General features: G+C 65.4%; 17 protein-coding genes. 5 read left to right on the top strand and 12 right to left on the bottom strand.

Translation table 11 applies throughout. The annotated features are described in order from the left end of the window. The first annotated feature begins 21 nt into the window (after positions 1 to 21). Positions 22 to 1,041, top strand: coding sequence for a prenyltransferase (locus A5658_RS19600; RefSeq protein WP_067339083.1), 1,020 nt, complete (start codon positions 22 to 24; stop codon positions 1,039 to 1,041). Here the strand turns inward: A5658_RS19600 and A5658_RS19595 are convergent. The 6 genes from A5658_RS19595 to A5658_RS19570 all read right to left on the bottom strand — a co-directional run bounded on the left by A5658_RS19595 (position 1,038) and on the right by A5658_RS19570 (position 7,772). Next, positions 1,038 to 1,925: a cyclopropane mycolic acid synthase family methyltransferase gene (locus A5658_RS19595; protein ID WP_067339081.1), complete on the bottom strand. Its 888-nt coding sequence runs from the start codon at positions 1,923 to 1,925 to the stop codon at positions 1,038 to 1,040. The two genes, A5658_RS19600 and A5658_RS19595, sit on opposite strands and share 4 nt — an antisense overlap. Positions 1,926 to 2,014: 89 nt before the next feature. Beyond that, positions 2,015 to 2,941, bottom strand: coding sequence for a cyclopropane mycolic acid synthase family methyltransferase (locus A5658_RS19590; RefSeq protein ID WP_067339078.1), 927 nt, complete (start codon positions 2,939 to 2,941; stop codon positions 2,015 to 2,017). Positions 2,942 to 3,065: 124 nt separating this feature from the next. After that, positions 3,066 to 4,316, bottom strand: coding sequence for a KasA/KasB family beta-ketoacyl-ACP synthase (locus tag A5658_RS19585; RefSeq protein ID WP_067339076.1), 1,251 nt, complete (start codon positions 4,314 to 4,316; stop codon positions 3,066 to 3,068). Between the two features lie 72 nt (positions 4,317 to 4,388). Further along, complete coding sequence (locus tag A5658_RS19580) at positions 4,389 to 5,249, bottom strand: 3-hydroxybutyryl-CoA dehydrogenase (protein ID WP_082993299.1); 861 nt, start codon at positions 5,247 to 5,249, stop codon at positions 4,389 to 4,391. A gap of 178 nt (positions 5,250 to 5,427) precedes the next feature. Then, positions 5,428 to 6,714, bottom strand: a complete 1,287-nt coding sequence (gene aceA / locus A5658_RS19575) for an isocitrate lyase (RefSeq protein ID WP_067339071.1) — start codon at positions 6,712 to 6,714, stop codon at positions 5,428 to 5,430. A 263-nt stretch (positions 6,715 to 6,977) separates the two neighbouring features. Next, positions 6,978 to 7,772 (bottom strand): acyl-[acyl-carrier-protein] thioesterase, encoded by a 795-nt coding sequence (locus A5658_RS19570; RefSeq protein ID WP_067339068.1) that lies wholly within the window; start codon positions 7,770 to 7,772, stop codon positions 6,978 to 6,980. Positions 7,773 to 7,903: 131 nt separating this feature from the next. Here A5658_RS19570 and ramB point away from each other — a divergent pair, with 131 nt between their 5' ends. Both ramB and A5658_RS19560 read left to right on the top strand, forming a co-directional pair. Then, positions 7,904 to 9,325: an acetate metabolism transcriptional regulator RamB gene (gene ramB / locus A5658_RS19565; protein ID WP_067339066.1), complete on the top strand. Its 1,422-nt coding sequence runs from the start codon at positions 7,904 to 7,906 to the stop codon at positions 9,323 to 9,325. A gap of 50 nt (positions 9,326 to 9,375) precedes the next feature. After that, a complete protein-coding gene (locus tag A5658_RS19560) occupies positions 9,376 to 9,936 on the top strand; it encodes a carboxymuconolactone decarboxylase family protein (protein WP_067339173.1) in 561 nt (186 codons plus the stop codon). Here the strand turns inward: A5658_RS19560 and A5658_RS19555 are convergent. The 6 genes from A5658_RS19555 to adh form a co-directional block, all read right to left on the bottom strand. Next, on the bottom strand, positions 9,927 to 10,208 hold the full coding sequence (locus A5658_RS19555) for a hypothetical protein (protein ID WP_067339064.1): 282 nt from the start codon (positions 10,206 to 10,208) through the stop codon (positions 9,927 to 9,929). The genes A5658_RS19560 and A5658_RS19555 overlap by 10 nt on opposite strands. A gap of 31 nt (positions 10,209 to 10,239) precedes the next feature. Then, a complete protein-coding gene (lpdA, locus tag A5658_RS19550) occupies positions 10,240 to 11,634 on the bottom strand; it encodes a dihydrolipoyl dehydrogenase (protein WP_067339060.1) in 1,395 nt (464 codons plus the stop codon). Between the two features lie 78 nt (positions 11,635 to 11,712). After that, on the bottom strand, positions 11,713 to 12,303 hold the full coding sequence (locus A5658_RS19545; RefSeq protein ID WP_067339058.1) for a hypothetical protein: 591 nt from the start codon (positions 12,301 to 12,303) through the stop codon (positions 11,713 to 11,715). Next, a complete protein-coding gene (locus tag A5658_RS19540) occupies positions 12,296 to 12,574 on the bottom strand; it encodes a putative holin (protein WP_067339056.1) in 279 nt (92 codons plus the stop codon). Before A5658_RS19540 ends, A5658_RS19545 begins: the two co-directional genes overlap by 8 nt. Then, positions 12,571 to 13,104: a DUF779 domain-containing protein gene (locus A5658_RS19535; protein ID WP_067339054.1), complete on the bottom strand. Its 534-nt coding sequence runs from the start codon at positions 13,102 to 13,104 to the stop codon at positions 12,571 to 12,573. The genes A5658_RS19540 and A5658_RS19535 overlap by 4 nt, the downstream gene beginning before the upstream one ends. Continuing rightward, positions 13,104 to 14,627: an aldehyde dehydrogenase gene (gene adh, locus A5658_RS19530; RefSeq protein ID WP_067339171.1), complete on the bottom strand. Its 1,524-nt coding sequence runs from the start codon at positions 14,625 to 14,627 to the stop codon at positions 13,104 to 13,106. Before adh ends, A5658_RS19535 begins: the two co-directional genes overlap by 1 nt. Before the next feature lie 97 nt (positions 14,628 to 14,724). Between adh and A5658_RS19525 the strand changes: the two genes are divergently transcribed. After that, positions 14,725 to 15,555, top strand: coding sequence for a class I SAM-dependent methyltransferase (locus A5658_RS19525; RefSeq protein ID WP_067339051.1), 831 nt, complete (start codon positions 14,725 to 14,727; stop codon positions 15,553 to 15,555). A gap of 26 nt (positions 15,556 to 15,581) precedes the next feature. Then, entirely contained in the window at positions 15,582 to 17,609 is a 2,028-nt protein-coding gene (locus A5658_RS19520) for a prolyl oligopeptidase family protein (RefSeq protein WP_067339049.1), read from the top strand. Positions 17,610 to 17,621 lie beyond the last annotated feature (12 nt).

The raw sequence follows: 17,621 nt of genomic DNA, 5'->3' as shown, positions 1-17,621 counted from the left end.
TGCGGGGGGAGAGCGACGCCCATGACTAACGTAACGACGCGCTCTCGGTTCAGCTCTTGGGCGTACGCCCTGCGCACCACCAATCCACCGCCGGACGGGCCGGTCGACTTCGTCACCCGATGGCTGGTCGTCACCCGCGCGGCGGTATTGCCGATGACATTGTTCGCCGGACTCGTCGCGGCGTTGCTCGCGGTGGGGCAACGCGGATTGGATTGGCACTGGCTGACTCTCGCGATCGTCGGAATCCTGTTGGCGCACACCGCGAATAACCTGATGAACGACCTGTATGACACGCAGACCGGCCTCGACAGCGAAACCTATCCGCGGGCCCTCTACGCGCCGCACCCGGTGCTTTCCGGTCTGGTCAGCCGTCGCACTCTGCTGGTAGCGATCGGCCTGGTGAACCTGGCCGATCTGGTCATCCTGATCGTGCTGACGTGGGCGCGGGGCTGGCCCGTGGTCGCGTTCGCGTTGTCGGGGTTCGTGCTCAGCTTCGCCTACACCGCGCCACCCCTGCGATTGAAGAAGCGCGGCCTGGGCGAGCCGGACGTGTTCGTGGTCTGGGGCCCGATGATGGTCTGCGGCACCTACTACTCGGCGGTCGGCCAGGTCGGCTGGTCGGTGCTGCTGGCGTCGCTGCCCTACGGCCTGCTCTGCACGACCGTGTTGATGGGCAAGCACACCGACAAGATCCCCTATGACGCACCGTTAGGCATCCACACGCTGCCAGTGCTCTTCGGCGAAAGACGGGCCCGCGCAATCACATTGGGGATGATGGTCGGGTTCTACCTACTGGTGGCCACTGCGGTGCTGGCCAAAGCGATGCCATGGCCGGCGCTGATCGTGGTGTTGGCGCTGCCACGGCTGATCAAGGTGTGGCCGTATTTCCGGCGCCCGCCGCCCGACGAACCGCCGGCCGACTTCCCGGTCTGGCCGCTGTGGTACGCGGCCCTGGCCTGGCTGCACGTCCGTCAGGCGGGTGCGCTGCTGGTGGTAGGCCTGGCGATCGGCGCGTTCGTGCCCGGACTACCGGGTCGTTAGCTCTTCACCAGAGTGAATTGACCGACTTCAGAGACGTTGCGCTGGAAGAAGTCTGAGCATCCGACCAGGTACCGCATGTAGCGGTCGTAGACCTCTTCGGAGGTCGCCGCGATGGCCTCCTCGCGTGCCGCTTCCAGCTTGGCCGTCCAGGTGTCCAGCGTCCGAACGTAATGCGGGGTCATCTTCTGCAGGTGCTCCACCGAAAACCCTGCGTTGGCGGAGTATTCGACGACGTCCTCGTCGCAGGGAACCGCGCCGCCGGGGAAAATCTCCGCCGCGATGAACCGCATGAACCGCAGGTCGGTCATCGTGATCGGGATACCCATCTCCGGCCAGCGCTTGAGCGGATGACCCATGATCGTCTGCAACACCATCCGGCCGTCGTCCGGCATCACCCGGTAGCAGGTGTCGAAGAACGCCTTGTAGCGCGACTTGGGAAACGCCTCGAAGGCTTCGATGCTGATGATCCGGTCGACCGGCTCGTCGAACTCCTCCCACCCGCGCAACAGCACGCGCCGCGTGCGGGCGCTGTCGACCTCGTCGAGAATCTGCTGCCCCAACGTGTGCTGGTTCTTGCTCAAGGTGAGCCCGACGACGTTCACGTCGTACTGTTCGACGGCGCGCTTCATCACCGAACCCCAGCCGCAGCCGACGTCGAGCAGCGTCATGCCGGGCCGCAGGCCCAGCTTGCCGAGCGCGAGGTCGATCTTCGCGATCTGAGCTTCTTCCAGCGTCATGTCGTCGCGTTCGTAGTACGCGCAGCTATACGTACGCGTCGGATCCTGGAATAGGCCGAAAAATTCGTTGGAGGTGTCGTAGTGGGCTTGCACGTCCTCGTAGGCCGGCCGCAAATTCGACGGGTGCTCCGACCCGCTGTCGGTCATCTGAGATGAGCCTTTCACAGTGAATCTCGTTCAGGTCGTTAGGTTCTGCTGTTTTGAACGATCTGTATAACGCACTTTTCCCGATTCTTCTACACGGGGGCTTTTTCGCAGGTGAATTGACAGACATCGGTGTAGCCGTCGCGGAACAGATCGGCGCATCCGGTCAAATACTTGTGGAAGCGCTCGTAGATCTCCTCCGAGGTGATCTCAATGGCCTCGTCCTTCTTGGACTCCAGGTTGCTCGCCCAGGTGTCCAGGGTGCGCGCGTAATGCGGTCGCAGCTTTTGCTTTAACGTCACCGTGTAGCCGGCCTTGACCGCGGCGTCCTCGACCTGCGCGGCCAGCGGCAGCCGACCGCCCGGGTAGATCTCTTTCATGATGAAATTGATGAACCGCACCTTCGACATCGTCAAGGGCAGTTCGCGCTCTTTGATCTCTTCGTCGCTCGGAATGATGATTGTGTGCAGCATCATCACCCCGTCGTCGGGCATCAAGTTGAACGTCTTCTTGAAGTAGTCGTCGTACTTGTTGAAGCCGAAGTGCTCGAATGCGCCAATAGACACGACGCGGTCGATGGGCTCGTCAAACTCCTCCCACGGCTGCAAGCGCACTTCCATTTTGCGTGTGGTGTCGATGTTCGGGAACCGGTTCTCCTCGATGTGCTGCTTCTGGTTCTCCGAGAGCGTCAAGCCGATCACGTTTACGTCGTACTTCTCCACCGCCCGCTGGATGGTCGAGCCCCAGCCGCAGCCGATGTCGAGCAGCGTCATGCCCGGCTTGAGTCCGAGTTTGCCGAGCGACAGGTCGACCTTGGCGAGCTGCGCCTGCTCGAGGGTGTAGTCGTCCTTCTCGAAGTACGCACAGCTGTAGGTCTGGGAGGGGTCCTGCCACAACCGGAAGAAGTCGTTGGAGATGTCGTAGTGGAATTGGACTTCTTTCTTGTCCGACCCGCGGGTTTGTGCCGCCGACTTGGACAACCACTTGGACTGAGCCGTTGCGCTTGAAGTATCTGACACCGTTTGTCCTGACAATTCCGGATGGATATCGACGAGAATGTGCCGGCCGCTCGACACACTTGACGAGGCTACGCGCCGCCCCCAAGTAGTTAGCGTAGCCGCTGCCGCAAGTCTGGTCCGCGCATCAGTACCTACCGAACGCCAAGGCAACGTTGTGGCCGCCGAAAGCGAACGAATTGCTGATCGCGAACCGGTAGTCGTCCGACCGCGACTCGCCGGTCACCACATCCAGATCGACCGCCGGATCGATCTGCTGCAGGTTCAGCGTCGGCGGGATGACACCGTCCCGCAGCGCCAGCACGGTCAGGATCGCCTCAACCGCACCGCCCGCGCCGATCGAATGACCCAGCGCCGCCTTCGGGGCGTAGACGGCTGGCGTGTGCGAACCCAAGGCGCGATTGATGGCCTTGGCTTCGGCGAGGTCACCGTCGACCGTGCCGGTGGCGTGCGCGTTGACGTGGTCGATGTCGCCCGCGGTGAGCCCGGCGAGCTGTATCGCCCGCGTCATCGCGTCGCCTGCCCGCTCGCCGGTCGGATCGGCGAGCACGACCTGGTAGCCATCAGACGTGATGCCCGCGCCCATCAGCCGCCCAATGATGTTGGCGCCGCGTGCTTTTGCGTGGTCCTCGGTTTCGATGGTCATCAGCGCTCCGGCTTCGCCGAACACCAGCCCGTCGCGGTTCTTGTCGAATGGTCGGCACGCACCGGCCGGGTCGTCGTTGTTGGTCGACAGCAGGTTCTGGTTGCTGAACGCGGCGATGGGCACCGCTTCGATCTTGGTCTCGACGCCGCCGCAGATCGCCATGTCCGCCTCACCGAGCACGATGTTGCGCCACGCCAGCGCGATCGCCTCGGCGCCGGAAGCGCAGGCCGACACCGGCGTCAGGATTCCCGCTTTGGCGCCGCGCTCCAGACCGACCGCCGCGGCTGCCGCGTTGGGCATCGCCTTCTGCACACCCACCGGTGAAATCGCCTTGAGGCCCCGCTTCAGGAAGTCGTCGTTCACCTCGATGAACTCCTGGGTCGAGCCCATCCCGGTTCCGATCGCCACCATCAAGCGGCGGGTGTCGACCTCGGGCGTGCCGATGCTGTCCCACAGTCGCCGCCCCACCTGGGTTGCGATCTTTTGCAGGTAGAGAAAGCGGCGCAGCTCGATCCGGGTCAGGTACGGGTCGAAGTCCTCCAGTAGCGGCCCACCGATGCGGACCGGCAGCGCGAACTCGTCGACGAATGCGGCGTCCAGCTTGCGGATGCCGCTGTGTCCGCCAAGCAGCTTCGCCCAGGTGGTGTCGGCATCGGTGGCCAGTGCGGTAGTCATCGCAATTCCGGTGACGACCACATCCGGGAAACCGTTGCCGGTCGACAAGTTCGCCATCGCAGTCAAATACCCCAGCTCGCCCACGACTCAACCTCAGCAAGCTACCTGACACTGCCGCGTTTAGCGCGTTTAGTAGGTGTAGAAGCCCTTGCCGGACTTCTTGCCCAGCTGACCGGCCTCGACCATGCGTTGCAGTAGCGGCGGCGGGGCGTAGTGGGCGTCTTTGAGCTCGTCGTACATCGCGTCGGCGATCAACTTCATGGTGTCGAGCCCGATCAGGTCGGACAGCCGCAGCGGTCCCATCGGGTGCGACAGGCCGGCGACGATCGCGGTGTCGACGTCTTCGATCGACGCGACGCCCGACTCGACCATCCGGATGGCCGACAGCAGATACGGCACCAGCAGCGCGTTGACCACAAAGCCGGAGCGGTCGCCGCAGCGGACCACCTTCTTGCCGAGCACTTCGCTGGCGAAATGCTCGACGCGCCCGATCGCCTCGTCGTTGGTGACCAGCGTGTTGATCAGCTCGACCAGCGGCAGCACCGGCACCGGGTTAAAGAAGTGCAGACCGAGCACACGGCCCGGATTCTTCGTCGCCGCAGCGATCTTCATGATCGGGATGCTCGAGGTGTTGGACGCGAGCACCGCCGTGGGATCGGTGACGATCTCGTCGAGCTCGGCGAAGAGCTTCGCCTTGACAGCCTCGTTCTCCACGATCGCTTCGATGGTCAGCTGACGATCGGCGAGGTCGGACAGTGTGCTGGTGTAGCGCAGCCGCTTGCATGCCGCGTCGCGCTCGTCGGCGGGCAACTTGCCCTTGCTGACGGCCCGGTCCAGTGATGCCTCGATGCGGGCCTTGCCCGCGGCGGCCAACTCCTCGGTGGGCTCGTAGACCACCACGTCGGCGCCGGCCTTTGCCGATACCTCGGCGATGCCCGCGCCCATCTGCCCGGCACCGATAACGCCAACGCGCTCAATCGCATTGCTCACTTGCAGGTTGTCCTCTCGATATGCGGCAGGCCCCGCCCAGGGTTTCCGGGCGGGGCCTGCGCTGTCAAGCCGAATGCTTGTGGCTACGGCTTGGGCTTAGTGGTGACTATCGCCGACCGTCGAGTTGTCGGGCGAAATCAGCCGGAAGCTCACGAAACTCGACGTTCGGCACTGCGGGTCAGTGGAACTGACCTTCTTCGGTGGAGCCGGCCAGAGCGGTCGTCGACGAGGTCGGGTCCACGGTGGTGGCGATCCGGTCGAAGTAGCCGGCGCCGACCTCGCGCTGGTGCTTGGTCGCGGTGTAGCCGCGCTCCTCGGCCGCGAACTCGCGCTCCTGCAGCTCGACGTAGGCGCTCATCTGGTTGCGGGCGTAGCCGTAGGCCAGGTCGAACATCGAGTAGTTCAAGGCGTGGAAGCCGGCCAGCGTGATGAACTGGAACTTGAAGCCCATCGCGCCGAGCTCCTTCTGGAACCGCGAGATGGTCGAGTCGTCCAGGTGCTTGCGCCAGTTGAACGACGGCGAGCAGTTGTAGGCCAGCATCTGGTCCGGGAACTCGCTCTTGACGCCCTCGGCGAAGCGGCGGGCCAGGTCGAGGTCCGGGGTACCGGTCTCCATCCAGATCAGGTCGGAGTACGGCGCGTAGGCCTTGGCGCGGGCGATGCAGGGCTCCAGGCCGTTCTTGACCCGGTAGAAGCCCTCGGCGGTGCGCTCACCGGTGATGAACGGGCGGTCACGCTCGTCGACGTCGGAGGTGATCAGCGTCGCCGCCTCGGCGTCGGTGCGGGCGATGACGACGGTCGGCACGTCGGCGACGTCGGCCGCGAGGCGAGCCGAGGTCAGGGTGCGGATGTGCTGCTGGGTCGGGATCAGCACCTTGCCGCCCAGGTGGCCGCACTTCTTCTCCGAGGCCAGCTGGTCTTCCCAGTGCGAACCGGCGACACCGGCCGCGATCATGGCCTTCTGCAGCTCGTAGACGTTGAGCGCGCCACCGAATCCGGCCTCGCCGTCGGCGACGATCGGGGCCAGCCAGTTCTCGACCGAGGTGTCGCCCTCGACCTTGGCGATCTCGTCGGCGCGCAGCAGCGCGTTGTTGATCCGGCGGACCACCTGCGGCACCGAGTTGGCCGGGTAGAGGCTCTGGTCCGGGTAGGTGTGCCCGGACAGGTTCGCGTCACCGGCGACCTGCCAACCCGACAGGTAGATGGCCTTCAGGCCGGCGCGCACCTGCTGGACGGCCATGTTGCCGGTCAGCGCGCCCAGCGCGTTGACGAACTCCAGGTCGTGCAGCTGGCTCCACAGCACCTCGGCGCCGCGACGGGCCAGCGTGGCCTCCTCGACGACCGAGCCCTGCAGGGCCACCACGTCGGCGGGGGTGTAGGTGCGGGTGATGCCCTTCCAGCGGGGGTTGGTGTCCCAGTCCTTCTGGATCTCTTCGGGGCTCTTCGGCTGGCCAACGCTCGACATAGCGCTCTCCTCAAAAGTTAGTGACCTGAGGACCCCGGATTTCCACACTTGCTAAGGACCTCAGCATCGTTGCTGATCTGCTAAGTCGAAGATGGCACAGGTCAGCGCTGCAGGTCCACCTAATTTCATGCCAATTTTGGCTAGGGGCCAGCCGCTTTTTGCAAAGATTGCGAAGATATGTGTCAGCTGAACCGGTTCAGTTTTTACCAGCCGGTAACTTAAATCCGCAGGTCAGCCCGGCGGTTTGCATAACGCTCGTACGGTTAAAGCGGGAAGATCGCGGCGAGCGCCTTGACCTCGTCGCCGACGGCATATGTGAGCGTTCTAACAGTGCGGTCGGCGAGGGTCTCGCCGAACCGATCGGTCGAGCCTGCCGGGTGCACGTGCGAGATGATTTCCAGCTTGTCGCCCAGCGCGACGGGCGCGTCGTGCTCGATGGCCACCCGCAGCGGCGCCTTGAGCAATTCGGGAAACGACCAGAGGTAGTCCTCGATCACGCTCCAGTACACCGAGTTGTTCATGTGGTCGAACAGGTCGATGTCGGTGACCCGAACCGGAAACTCGTGGATCTCGGCGGCGTCCTCGCGGCTGCCCGCCTTGAGATAAGCCTTCCACCGCAGCCGGTTGACATCGGTGGTCTTGCGCAGCCCGTCGAGGAAGTCGTCGGAGATGCGCGACGGCATCTGGGTCTCGCGGTTGATGTTGATCCAGAACGCCTCGGATTCCATCAGCCCGCCCTTGCGGCCGTCGATGCGGACCCGCATCTCACACCAGCGGTTCGAGGTCCCCGAACACCAGCGGCGCATCCGCAGCATGTCGCCGAACTCGACAGGGCGAATCAGGTCGACCATCGTGCGGCGCACGATCCACAGCGGGTGGGTTTCCTCAAACCCCATCTCCCGCAACTGATCCTGGCCGATGTCCTGGATATGACGGGCGCCGGCGTCGAACCGGAGCCGGCCCCCGCGGTCGATGTCGGCGACGCGTAGCGGCCATTCCCGGTCGAAGACATCGGGATGCCCGTCGGGCACCGGCATCATTTTCTTGTCCAGGCTCACGGCTTCACTTCCTGGCTGCAATTCGCGCTCCCCCTCCGGCGATCATGCCAAACGACCTTGCTGCGGCGCCAATGCACAGCGCCGTGCCAAGTCTGCAAATCGTCCCTTCACAACATGGGTACGCTGGGCGGATGGCCAAGACATTCGTTGGCTCGCGGGTCCGCCAGCTCCGCAGCGAGCGCGGATTCAGCCAGGCCGCGCTGGCGCAGATGCTGGACATCTCCCCCAGCTACCTGAACCAGATCGAGCACGATGTCCGGCCGCTGACGGTTGCGGTGCTGCTGCGCATCACCGAGGTGTTCGGCGTCGACGCGACATTCTTCGCCTCGCAGGACGACACCCGACTGCTCGCCGAACTCCGCGAGGTCACCCTCGACCACGACCTCGGCGTCGATGTCGACCAGTCGGAGTTGGCCGACGTCGTCAACGCCCACCCGGCACTGGCCCGGGCGTTGGTCAACCTGCACCGGCGCTATCGGCTCACCACGACGCAGCTGGCGGCCGCCACCGAGGACCGGTTCTCCGACGGCAGCGGCACCGGATCGATCACGATGCCGCACGAAGAGGTGCGCGATTACTTCTACGAGCGGCAGAACTACCTGCACGAGCTGGACACCGCCGCCGAGGAGCTGACTGTGCGGATGCGGATGCACCGCGCCGACCTGGTCCGCGACCTGTCCGACCGGCTGACCTCGGTGCACGACGTCCGCATCAAGCGAACCGACTTGGGCGACAACGTCCTTCACCGCTTCGACCCTGAAACCCGGACGCTGGAAATCGGCGGCCATCTGCCGTCGGGGCAGTACGCGTTCAAGCTGGCCGCCGAACTGGCCTACCTGGAGCACGGCGACCTCATCGATCGCCTGGTGGAAGAAGGGAGCTTCACCAGCGACGAGTCCCGCACACTGGCCCGGCTCGGGCTGGCCAACTACTTCGCCGCGGCGACGGTGCTGCCCTACCGGCAGTTCCACCAGATCGCCGAGAATTTCCGCTACGACGTCGAGCGACTGTCGGCGTTCTACGCGGTGAGCTACGAGACCATCGCCCACCGGCTGTCCACCCTGCAGCGGCCCTCGATGCGCGGTGTCCCGTTGTCGTTCGTCCGCGTCGACCGCGCCGGCAACATGTCGAAACGCCAGTCCGCCACCGGGTTTCACTTCTCGTCAGCCGGCGGCACCTGCCCGCTGTGGAACGTCTACGAGACGTTCGCCAACCCGGGCAAGATTCTCGTGCAGATCGCCCAGATGCCGGACGGACGCAGCTACATGTGGGTGGCCCGCACCGTCGAGCGGCGGGCATCGCGCTATGGTCAGCCCGGTAAGACCTTCGCGATCGGGCTTGGCTGCGAACTGCGGCACGCCCACCGGCTCGTCTACTCGGAAGGACTCGACTTGTCCGGCGACCCAGCCTTGCTGGCCACCCCGATCGGCGCGGGCTGCCGAGTCTGCGAGCGCGACACCTGTCCGCAACGGGCGTTCCCCGCGCTGGGTCGCGCCCTCGACCTCGACGAGCACCGCAGCACGGTGTCGCCCTACTTAGTGAGGCACGCATGAGCCAGCCCGCCGGTGACGATGCAGAGCGCAGCGATGCTGAGGAGCGGCGAATGAACCAGCACAGTGGCCGTATCCCGCCCGGCCGATTCCGCGAACTCGGCCCGATCAACTGGGTACTCGCCAAGCTCGGCGCCCGCACGGTGAACGCTCCGGAGATGCATCTGTTCACCACGCTTGGTCAGCGTCGATTCCTGTTCTGGGCCTGGGCAGTTTACGGCGCCCGGCTGCTGCGAGGCCGGCTACCGCAGGTCGACACCGAACTGGTGATCCTGCGCGTCGCGCATCTGCGTAAGTCGGAATACGAACTGCAACACCATCGCTGGATCGGACGACGTCGTGGCCTCGACGATGCGACGCAGGACCTCATCTTCGCCTGGCCCGAGTCGGAGCCCGGCGAAACGCTGACAGACCGGCAGCGAGCGCTGCTCAGCGCGACCGATGAATTCGTCTTGAATCGATCGATCAGCGATGCGGTCTGGCAGCGGCTGTCCCAGCATCTCGACCGGCGTCAGCTCATCGAATTCTGTTTGCTGGCAGGGCAATACGATGCTCTAGCCGCAACGATGGCGGCGCTGGAGATCCCGCTGGACAATCCGGGAAGTCACAAGTAGCTGTCGGCTACCACGAGCAGCGACAACAGCACCGGGAGCACCGGCAGCGCAACGGCGAACGTCGCCAGGGAGCGATTCCCTTGCGCCCGCACCCGTCGTCCCCACAGCGTGGCGCCCAGGCCGAAGACCACCGCAACCGCCAACACGATCGGAGCCCACATGCCCGCGGTCGTGAAAAAATCGCCGATCGAGATCGCGATCAACCACAGCACGTAGCCAGCGAGAACACCGCCCAGCGCGGCCCAAACCGATTCGGCTCGAACCGCTTTCATCCTCGCCATGTTCGCCTCCAAGCAGTCGGCGTCAGAAGTTGATCATGTGTCCGGTCAGGCCGTGGAAGCACTCCTGCAGCGCCTCCGACATGGTCGGGTGGGTATGGACGTTGCGCGCCAACTCATTTGCGGTCAGGTCCCACTTCTGCGCCAGCGTCAGCTCGGGCAGTAGCTCCGAAACGTCGTGGCCGACCAGGTGTCCGCCCAGCAATTCGAGGTGTTTGGCGTCGGCGACGAGTTTGACGAAGCCGCTCGGGTCACCCACGCCGTGCGCCTTGCCATTGGCGGTGAACGGGAACTTGGCCACCACCACGTCGTACCCCTCGTCGCGGGCCTGCTGCTCGGTGAGCCCGAAGCTCGCCACGTTCGGCTGACAGAAGGTCGCGCGCGGCAACATGCGAATGTCACCGAGAGCCAACGTCTCTGCGCCGGCGATGGTTTCGGCCGCCACCACGCCCTGAGCCTCGGCGACGTGGGCCAGTTGCAGCAATCCGGTGACGTCCCCGATCGCGTAAATGTGCTCGATGTTGGTGCGCAGGTATTCGGTGACCCCGATGGCCTTGCGCTCGGTCAGCGCGACGCCGGCCGCCTCCAGGCCGAAGCCGTCGACGTTGGGCGCAAAACCGATGGCCTGCAATACTTTCGCGGCCTTGAGTTCCTCGGTTTTGCCGTCCTTGCTCACCGTCACCTTGACCACCGAGCCGTCGTCGTCGATCGACTCGACCTTGGTGCCGGTGAGGATCTTGACGCCGAGCTTCTTGTACTGCTTCTCGATCTCCTTGGAGACGTCGGCGTCTTCGTTGGGTAGCGCGCGCGGCAGGAACTCGACGATGGTCACGTCGACGCCGTAGTTCTTCAGCACGTAGGCGAACTCGATGCCGATGGCCCCGGCGCCGGCGATGATGATCGACTCGGGCAGTTCGCGGGACAGGATCAGCTCTTCGTAGGTGACCACGTTCTTGGACAGCGAGGTGCCGGGGACCAACCGCGTGCTGCTTCCGGTGGCGATGATGACGTTGTCGAAGGTAACCGTCTCGGTGCCGCCCTCGTTGAGTTCGACGGCGACGGTGTGGGAGTCGGTGAATCGGCCGTAGCCGTGGATCTCGGTGATCTTGTTCTTCTTCATCAAGAAGTGCACACCGGCCACTCGGCCTTCGGCCACCTTGCGGCTGCGGTCGAAGGCGGCGCCGTAGTCGAACGTCACCTCGCCGCTGATGCCGAAGGTCCTGGCTTCCTTGTTGAAGATGTGCGCGAGTTCGGCATTGCGCAGCAACGCCTTCGACGGGATGCATCCGACGTTGAGGCAGACTCCGCCCCAGTACTTCGGTTCAACGATCGCGGTATTCAGCCCCAGCTGCGCGGCGCGGATGGCCGCCACGTATCCGCCGGGTCCGGCACCGAGGACGACAACGTCATAGTGGGTCACGGCACCTACCCTAACGGCTGAACTCGGGGTCGTGATTTCAGCGCCATCGCAGATGCAGTATCGATCCTGCGGGCCCTCTCAGTACGGCAGGATGCCGGCCGCGCACCGGTGGTGGCTGTGCTCGCAGTAGAACTTGCCGTAGACAGGGGCCGCGCCGACGACGGCGGCGAACACCGCCGAGAACATCGCTATCGACAGCGCCGACACCAGCGGGCGGTCGGAAACCATGGCCAGGATCAGCCCGGCGACCGTCGTCACGACGACGTAGGCCAATACCACGAAGACCACGGCGGTTTTGTGTTTGGAGGGGTCGTGGCTCCACCAATAAAACAGGCCCGCCCCGGCCGCGGCCGCCGGAACCCAGACTGCGAGCAGCATCAGGATGAACTTCCACCATGTCAGGTACAGGTGACCCCCGGCGGCGGCCGCCGGAAGCGCTTCGGACGGTGGCGCTTCGGCCTCGGTGTATGCCGTCGGAATGATGCCGCTGGCCGGCTGGTCGGCATCGTCGGTCGATTGTCGACGCAGCCACCGGCGGCGGCGAGGAGGCGCCGCCTCGGGCTCGATGAACGCTGGTTCGGCCTTCGGCTGCATTCCGGTGTCGAAGGTGGGCTTGTATGGCTCGGTGAGCGGCAGCGACTCGGTCTCTACCCGTTCGTGGTCAGCCACGGGTCACGACCTCGACCAGGGCGAGCACGCCGAACCAGCCGGGCGCCAGGGCCAGGATGAACGCGCCCAGCGCGGTCAGCCACCGGCGGCGGGCCAACAGAACCACCAGCAGCCCGACGGCGCTGGGAAATCCGACCACCAACGCGATCGCGATGTCGGGGCGCATGCGGGCGTGTTCGACGGTCAGCGCCGCTGTGCCGCCCAGCAGCCCGGCGGCGACACCGAGCAGCATCGCGCTGGCCAAAAGCCAGGGCCGCGGCAGCGGAATCACGATTCAAAGATACTGCCGGCGCCGCCCGCTACGGCTTTACCGGTTCGGCGCGCCCCGCCGGAACTGGGCTGGGGGCACGCGTCGACGGCGGCCGCGACCACCGGCGCGCGTGCCGGCAACCGTTCGCCGCGCTCGTAGGCGGCGCCGGTCAGCACCGAAGTCGCAGCCAGCTCGGCGTTTTCGCGATCGGTGAACGCGCGTCCGCGGGACAAAAATCGCTTTCCCTCGGGAGCTTCCAGGCTGAACCCGCTGCCCCGGCCGGGCACCACGTCGATGACGAGCTGGGTATGTTTCCACGCCTCGAACTGCGGGCCCGAGATCCACACCGGCACCCCGTCGGCTCCGACGTCGAGTACACCGAGCAGCACGTCACGGTCACCGACGATGAAGTCGCCGTCCGGGTAGCACATGGGTGACGATCCGTCGCAGCAGCCGCCCGACTGATGAAACATCAACGGGCCGTGCTGTTCTCGCAGCTGATCGAGCAGCGCGGCCGCGTCCGCAGTAACGACGACTCGATCGGTCGCCATCAGAAGAACCCTTGTGCCTTCTGCGAATACGACACCAACAGGTTCTTGGTCTGTTGGTAGTGGTCGAGCATCATCTTGTGGTTCTCCCGGCCGATGCCGGACTGCTTGTAGCCGCCGAACGCGGCGTGCGCCGGGTAGACGTGGTAGCAGTTGACCCACACCCGGCCGGCCTGGATGTCGCGACCGGCGCGGTAGGCGGTGTTCCCGTCACGGCTCCACACGCCCGCACCCAGACCGTAGAGGGTGTCGTTGGCGGTGGCGATGGCGTCGTCGTAGTCCTTGAACGACGCGACCGAGACCACCGGTCCGAAGATCTCTTCCTGGAAGATCCGCATCTTGTTGTTGCCGGCGAAGATGGTGGGCTGCACGTAGTAGCCACCCGACAGGTCGCCACCCAGTTCGGCGCGCTCGCCTCCGGTGATCACCTTGGCGCCCTCGTCTTTGCCAATCTCTATGTAGGACAACACTTTTTCCAGCTGGTCGTTGGAGGCCTGCGAGCCGACCATGGTCTCGGTGTCCAGCGGGTCACCCTGGCGGACCGCCTTGGTGCGAATCGCCGCCAGTTCGAGGAACTCGTCGTAGATGTCGGTCTGCACCAGGCTGCGCGACGGGCAGGTGCACACCTCGCCCTGGTTGAGAGCGAACATTGTGAACCCTTCCAGCGCCTTGTCCTGGAAGTCGTCGTGGGCGGCCATCACGTCGTTGAAGAAGATGTTGGGGCTTTTGCCGCCGAGCTCGAGGGTCACCGGGATCAGATTCTGACTGGCGTACTGCATGATCAGCCGCCCGGTGGTGGTCTCCCCGGTGAAAGCGACCTTGGCGATCCGGTTGTTCGACGCCAACGGCTTGCCGGCCTCGGCTCCGAATCCGTTCACGACGTTAACCACGCCGGCGGGCAACAGGTCGCCGATCAGCGACATCAGATAGAGCACCGAGACCGGCGTCTGCTCGGCGGGTTTGAGCACCACGCAGTTGCCGGCTGCCAGCGCCGGCGCCAGCTTCCAGGTCGCCATCAGGATCGGGAAATTCCACGGGATGATCTGCCCGACCACGCCGAGCGGTTCGTGGAAGTGGTAGGCGACGGTCTCGTCGTCGATCTGGGACAGCGAGCCCTCCTGGGCCCGGATCGCGCCGGCGAAATAACGGAAATGGTCAGCGGCCAAAGGGATGTCGGCGGCCAGCGCTTCACGGATGGGTTTGCCGTTGTCCCAGACTTCGGCCAGCGCCAGCGAGTCCCGGTTGGCGTCGATCCGGTCGGCGATCTTGTTCAGGATCGCCGCCCGCTCGGCCGGCGCGGTCTTGCCCCACTTCGGGGCGGCCGCGTGGGCCGCGTCGAGCGCCTTCTCGATGTCGTCGGCGTCCGAGCGCGCCACCTCGCAGAACGGCTGCCCGATCACGGGCGTCAGGTTTTCGAAGTACCGGCCGGCGGCCGGGGCCACCCATTCGCCGCCGATGAAGTTGTCGTACCGCGCCTCGAAGGACATCAGGGCCCCGGCGGCTCCAGGACGTGCGAAGACGGTCATCAGTATCAGCTCCTCGGTCGTGCGTGACAAAACTCACAGTACCGCCCGCGGCCGACCGTAAAGTCATCAGCCGAAGCACTCGCGGAGAGGGGTCGCCATGTCTGACGAGGATGTCCTGCGGCACTGGAGCACGGTCGCCGCGGCGTGGGAGAGCTACCGGGACCGCCTGTTCACCGACGTCCACTCGGTGTCGGATTGGCTCGTCGACCAGGTTGACCCGCAGCCCGGCCAGACGGTGCTGGAGCTGGCCGCGGGTCCGGGCGAGACCGGCTTCCTCGCCGCCGCCCGCCTCGGTCCCGCAGGCCGCCTCATCAGCAGCGATCTCGTCCCCGCCATGGTGGAGGCCGCTCGTCGTGGAGCCGCCGAGCGCGGCTTGGACAACGTCGAGTGTCGGGTCCTCGACGCGCAGCACATCGATTTACCGGATAGCAGTGTGGACGGCGTGTTCTCCCGGTTCGGGCTCATGCTGGTGCCGGACCAGAAGCGCGCGATCGCCGAAATGCGGCGGGTGCTGCGCCCGGGCGGGCGGTGCGCCTACGCGACATGGGGACTGCCCCAGCACAACCCGTGGATTTTCAACGTCGTCGCGGCCTTGCTGCAAAACGGTGTCGCGCCGCCAGGCGACCCGTTCGCGCCCGGGGGCCTCTTCTCGCTGGCCACCCCCGAGAGCAACAACGCACTCGCCACCGCCGGGGGTTTTTCCGACGTCACCGTCGACGAGCTCACCGGCACCATGCGCTTCGACGACCCCGACGACTACTGGACCCACATCACCGCGGTCGCGGGACCGGTGGCCGAGCTGGTCGACTCGCTCGACGCCGAACAGGTCGAGGCCATTCGCGGCACCCTCGACCCATCGCTTGCGCCGTTCGGGCAGGACGGCGCACTGGAAATCCCGTGGACGGCCACCGTCACCAGCATGGCCTGACACCCCGATCGTCGGCGGCAAGCAGAATGGCGGTCATGACTGACGACCCCTACCTGTGGCTGGAGGACGTCCTCGGCGAGGAGCAGCTGAACTGGGTGCGCAACCGCAACGACCCGACGGTCGCCCAGTTCGCCGGCGAGGAGTTCGAGCGGATGCGCACCGAGGCACTCGAGGTGCTCGACACCGATGCCCGCATCCCGTACGTGCGCCGCCGCGGCGAATACCTGTACAACTTCTGGCGCGACGCGGCCAACCCGCGGGGGCTGTGGCGGCGAACCACGCTCGACAGCTACCGCAGCGACGCCACCGACTGGGACGTGCTGATCGATGTCGACCAGCTGGCTCGCGACGACGACGAGAACTGGGTTTGGTCGGGCGCCATCGTCATCGAACCCGAATTCGACCGCGCCCTGGTCAATCTGTCCCGCGGCGGGGCCGACGCGGTCGTCGTGCGCGAATTCGACATCGAGACAAGGAAATTCGTCGAGGACGGATTCGAACTTCCGGAGGCCAAGACGCAGATCGGCTGGGACGATCGCGACACCGTGCTGGTGGGCACCGATTTCGGTCCCGACTCGCTGACCGACTCCGGCTACCCGCGGATCGTCAAGCGGTGGCGGCGCGGCACCCCCCTCGACACCGCGGAATTGATCTTCGAAGGTGCGCGCACCGACGTCAGCGTCGGCGGATCAACCGATCGCACAACGGGTTTCGAGCGCACCTTTGTCTCGCGATCGACGGACTTCTGGAACAGCGATCGCTACGAGCTGCGGGGCACCGAATTGATCCGCCTCGACGTTCCCTCCGACGCGAGCAGCATCTCGATCCACCGCGAATGGCTGTTGATCGAACCGCGTACGGACTGGGACTTCGGCACGACCACCTATCCCGCCGGTTCGCTGCTGGCCGCCAAATACGACGAATTCCTTGACGGCGGCCGCGAATTGGCCGTGATTTTCGAGCCGGACGCGCACACCTGCCTGCATCAGTACGCCTGGACCCGCGACCAGCTGCTGCTGGTCACGCTGGCCGACGTGGCCAGCCGCGTCGAGATCGTCACGCCGGGCAGTTGGGAGCGCAAACCGCTGGCGGGCATTCCCCCCGCCACCGAAAGCGTGATCGTCGCGGCCGACGACACCGGCGAGGAGTTCTTCCTGGATTCCAGCGGCTTCGACAGTCCGTCGCGTCTGCTACGCGGCACCGGCACGGGGCCGCTCGAGCAGATCAAGTCCGCTCCCGGCTTCTTTGACGCCGAAAACCTGTCGATAGCGCAATATTTCGCCACATCTAAGGACGGCACGGCGATTCCGTACTTCGTCGTCCGGCCCGGCGATGCCAACGGTCCGGGACCGACGTTGCTGTACGGCTATGGCGGATTCGAAAACTCCTACACGCCCGGTTACAGCCCGGTGATGGGCCGGCTCTGGCTGGCCCGGGGCGGCACCTACGTGCTGGCCAACATTCGCGGCGGCGGTGAGTACGGGCCGAGCTGGCACACCCAGACCATGCGCGAGGGCCGTCACCTGGTCGCGGAGGACTTCGCCGCAGTGGCAAAGGATTTGGTCGATCGCGCCATTACCACCGTGCCGCAGCTCGGTGCGCAGGGCGGCAGCAACGGCGGCCTGTTGATGGGCATCATGCTGACCAAATACCCCGAGCTGTTCGGTGCGCTGGTCTGCCAGGTTCCGCTGCTGGACATGCGCCGCTACCACCTGCTGCTGGCGGGTGCGTCCTGGGTCGCCGAGTATGGCAACCCCGACGACCCGGACGACTGGGCGTTCATCGCCGAATACTCGCCGTATCACAACATTTCGGCCGACGCCGACTACCCGCCGGTGCTGCTGACCACGTCCACCCGTGACGACCGGGTGCATCCCGGGCACGCCCGCAAGATGACCGCGGCGCTGGAGGCGGCCGGCCACCAGGTCTGGTACTACGAGAACATCGAAGGCGGCCACGCCGGTGCGGCCGACAACGCCCAGAGCGCGTTCAAGACGGCGCTGGCGTTTGCGTTCCTGTGGCAAATGCTGGGAAGTCGACAACAAAACTCATGAAAATGTGGTGGG

The organism is Mycobacterium sp. 1245111.1 (genome assembly GCF_001673405.1).
Lineage (GTDB): Bacteria > Actinomycetota > Actinomycetes > Mycobacteriales > Mycobacteriaceae > Mycobacterium.
The sequence above is the reverse complement of the archived record's forward strand: the minus strand, read 5'-3'. Positions and strand labels throughout refer to the sequence as shown.

What these genes read in the sequence shown, in the direction of transcription:
- A5658_RS19525 (WP_067339051.1), top strand. Translation starts at nt 14,725, where the DNA reads ATGTCTGACGAGGATGTCCTGCGGCACTGGAGCACGGTCGCCGCGGCG.
- adh (WP_067339171.1), bottom strand. Translation starts at nt 14,627, where the DNA reads ATGACCGTCTTCGCACGTCCTGGAGCCGCCGGGGCCCTGATGTCCTTC.
- A5658_RS19520 (WP_067339049.1), top strand. Translation starts at nt 15,582, where the DNA reads ATGGCGGTCATGACTGACGACCCCTACCTGTGGCTGGAGGACGTCCTC.
- aceA (WP_067339071.1), bottom strand. Translation starts at nt 6,714, where the DNA reads ATGTCGAGCGTTGGCCAGCCGAAGAGCCCCGAAGAGATCCAGAAGGAC.
- A5658_RS19560 (WP_067339173.1), top strand. Translation starts at nt 9,376, where the DNA reads ATGAACCAGCACAGTGGCCGTATCCCGCCCGGCCGATTCCGCGAACTC.
- A5658_RS19600 (WP_067339083.1), top strand. Translation starts at nt 22, where the DNA reads ATGACTAACGTAACGACGCGCTCTCGGTTCAGCTCTTGGGCGTACGCC.
- A5658_RS19535 (WP_067339054.1), bottom strand. Translation starts at nt 13,104, where the DNA reads ATGGCGACCGATCGAGTCGTCGTTACTGCGGACGCGGCCGCGCTGCTC.
- A5658_RS19585 (WP_067339076.1), bottom strand. Translation starts at nt 4,316, where the DNA reads ATGGCGAACTTGTCGACCGGCAACGGTTTCCCGGATGTGGTCGTCACC.
- A5658_RS19555 (WP_067339064.1), bottom strand. Translation starts at nt 10,208, where the DNA reads ATGAAAGCGGTTCGAGCCGAATCGGTTTGGGCCGCGCTGGGCGGTGTT.
- ramB (WP_067339066.1), top strand. Translation starts at nt 7,904, where the DNA reads ATGGCCAAGACATTCGTTGGCTCGCGGGTCCGCCAGCTCCGCAGCGAG.
- A5658_RS19595 (WP_067339081.1), bottom strand. Translation starts at nt 1,925, where the DNA reads ATGACCGACAGCGGGTCGGAGCACCCGTCGAATTTGCGGCCGGCCTAC.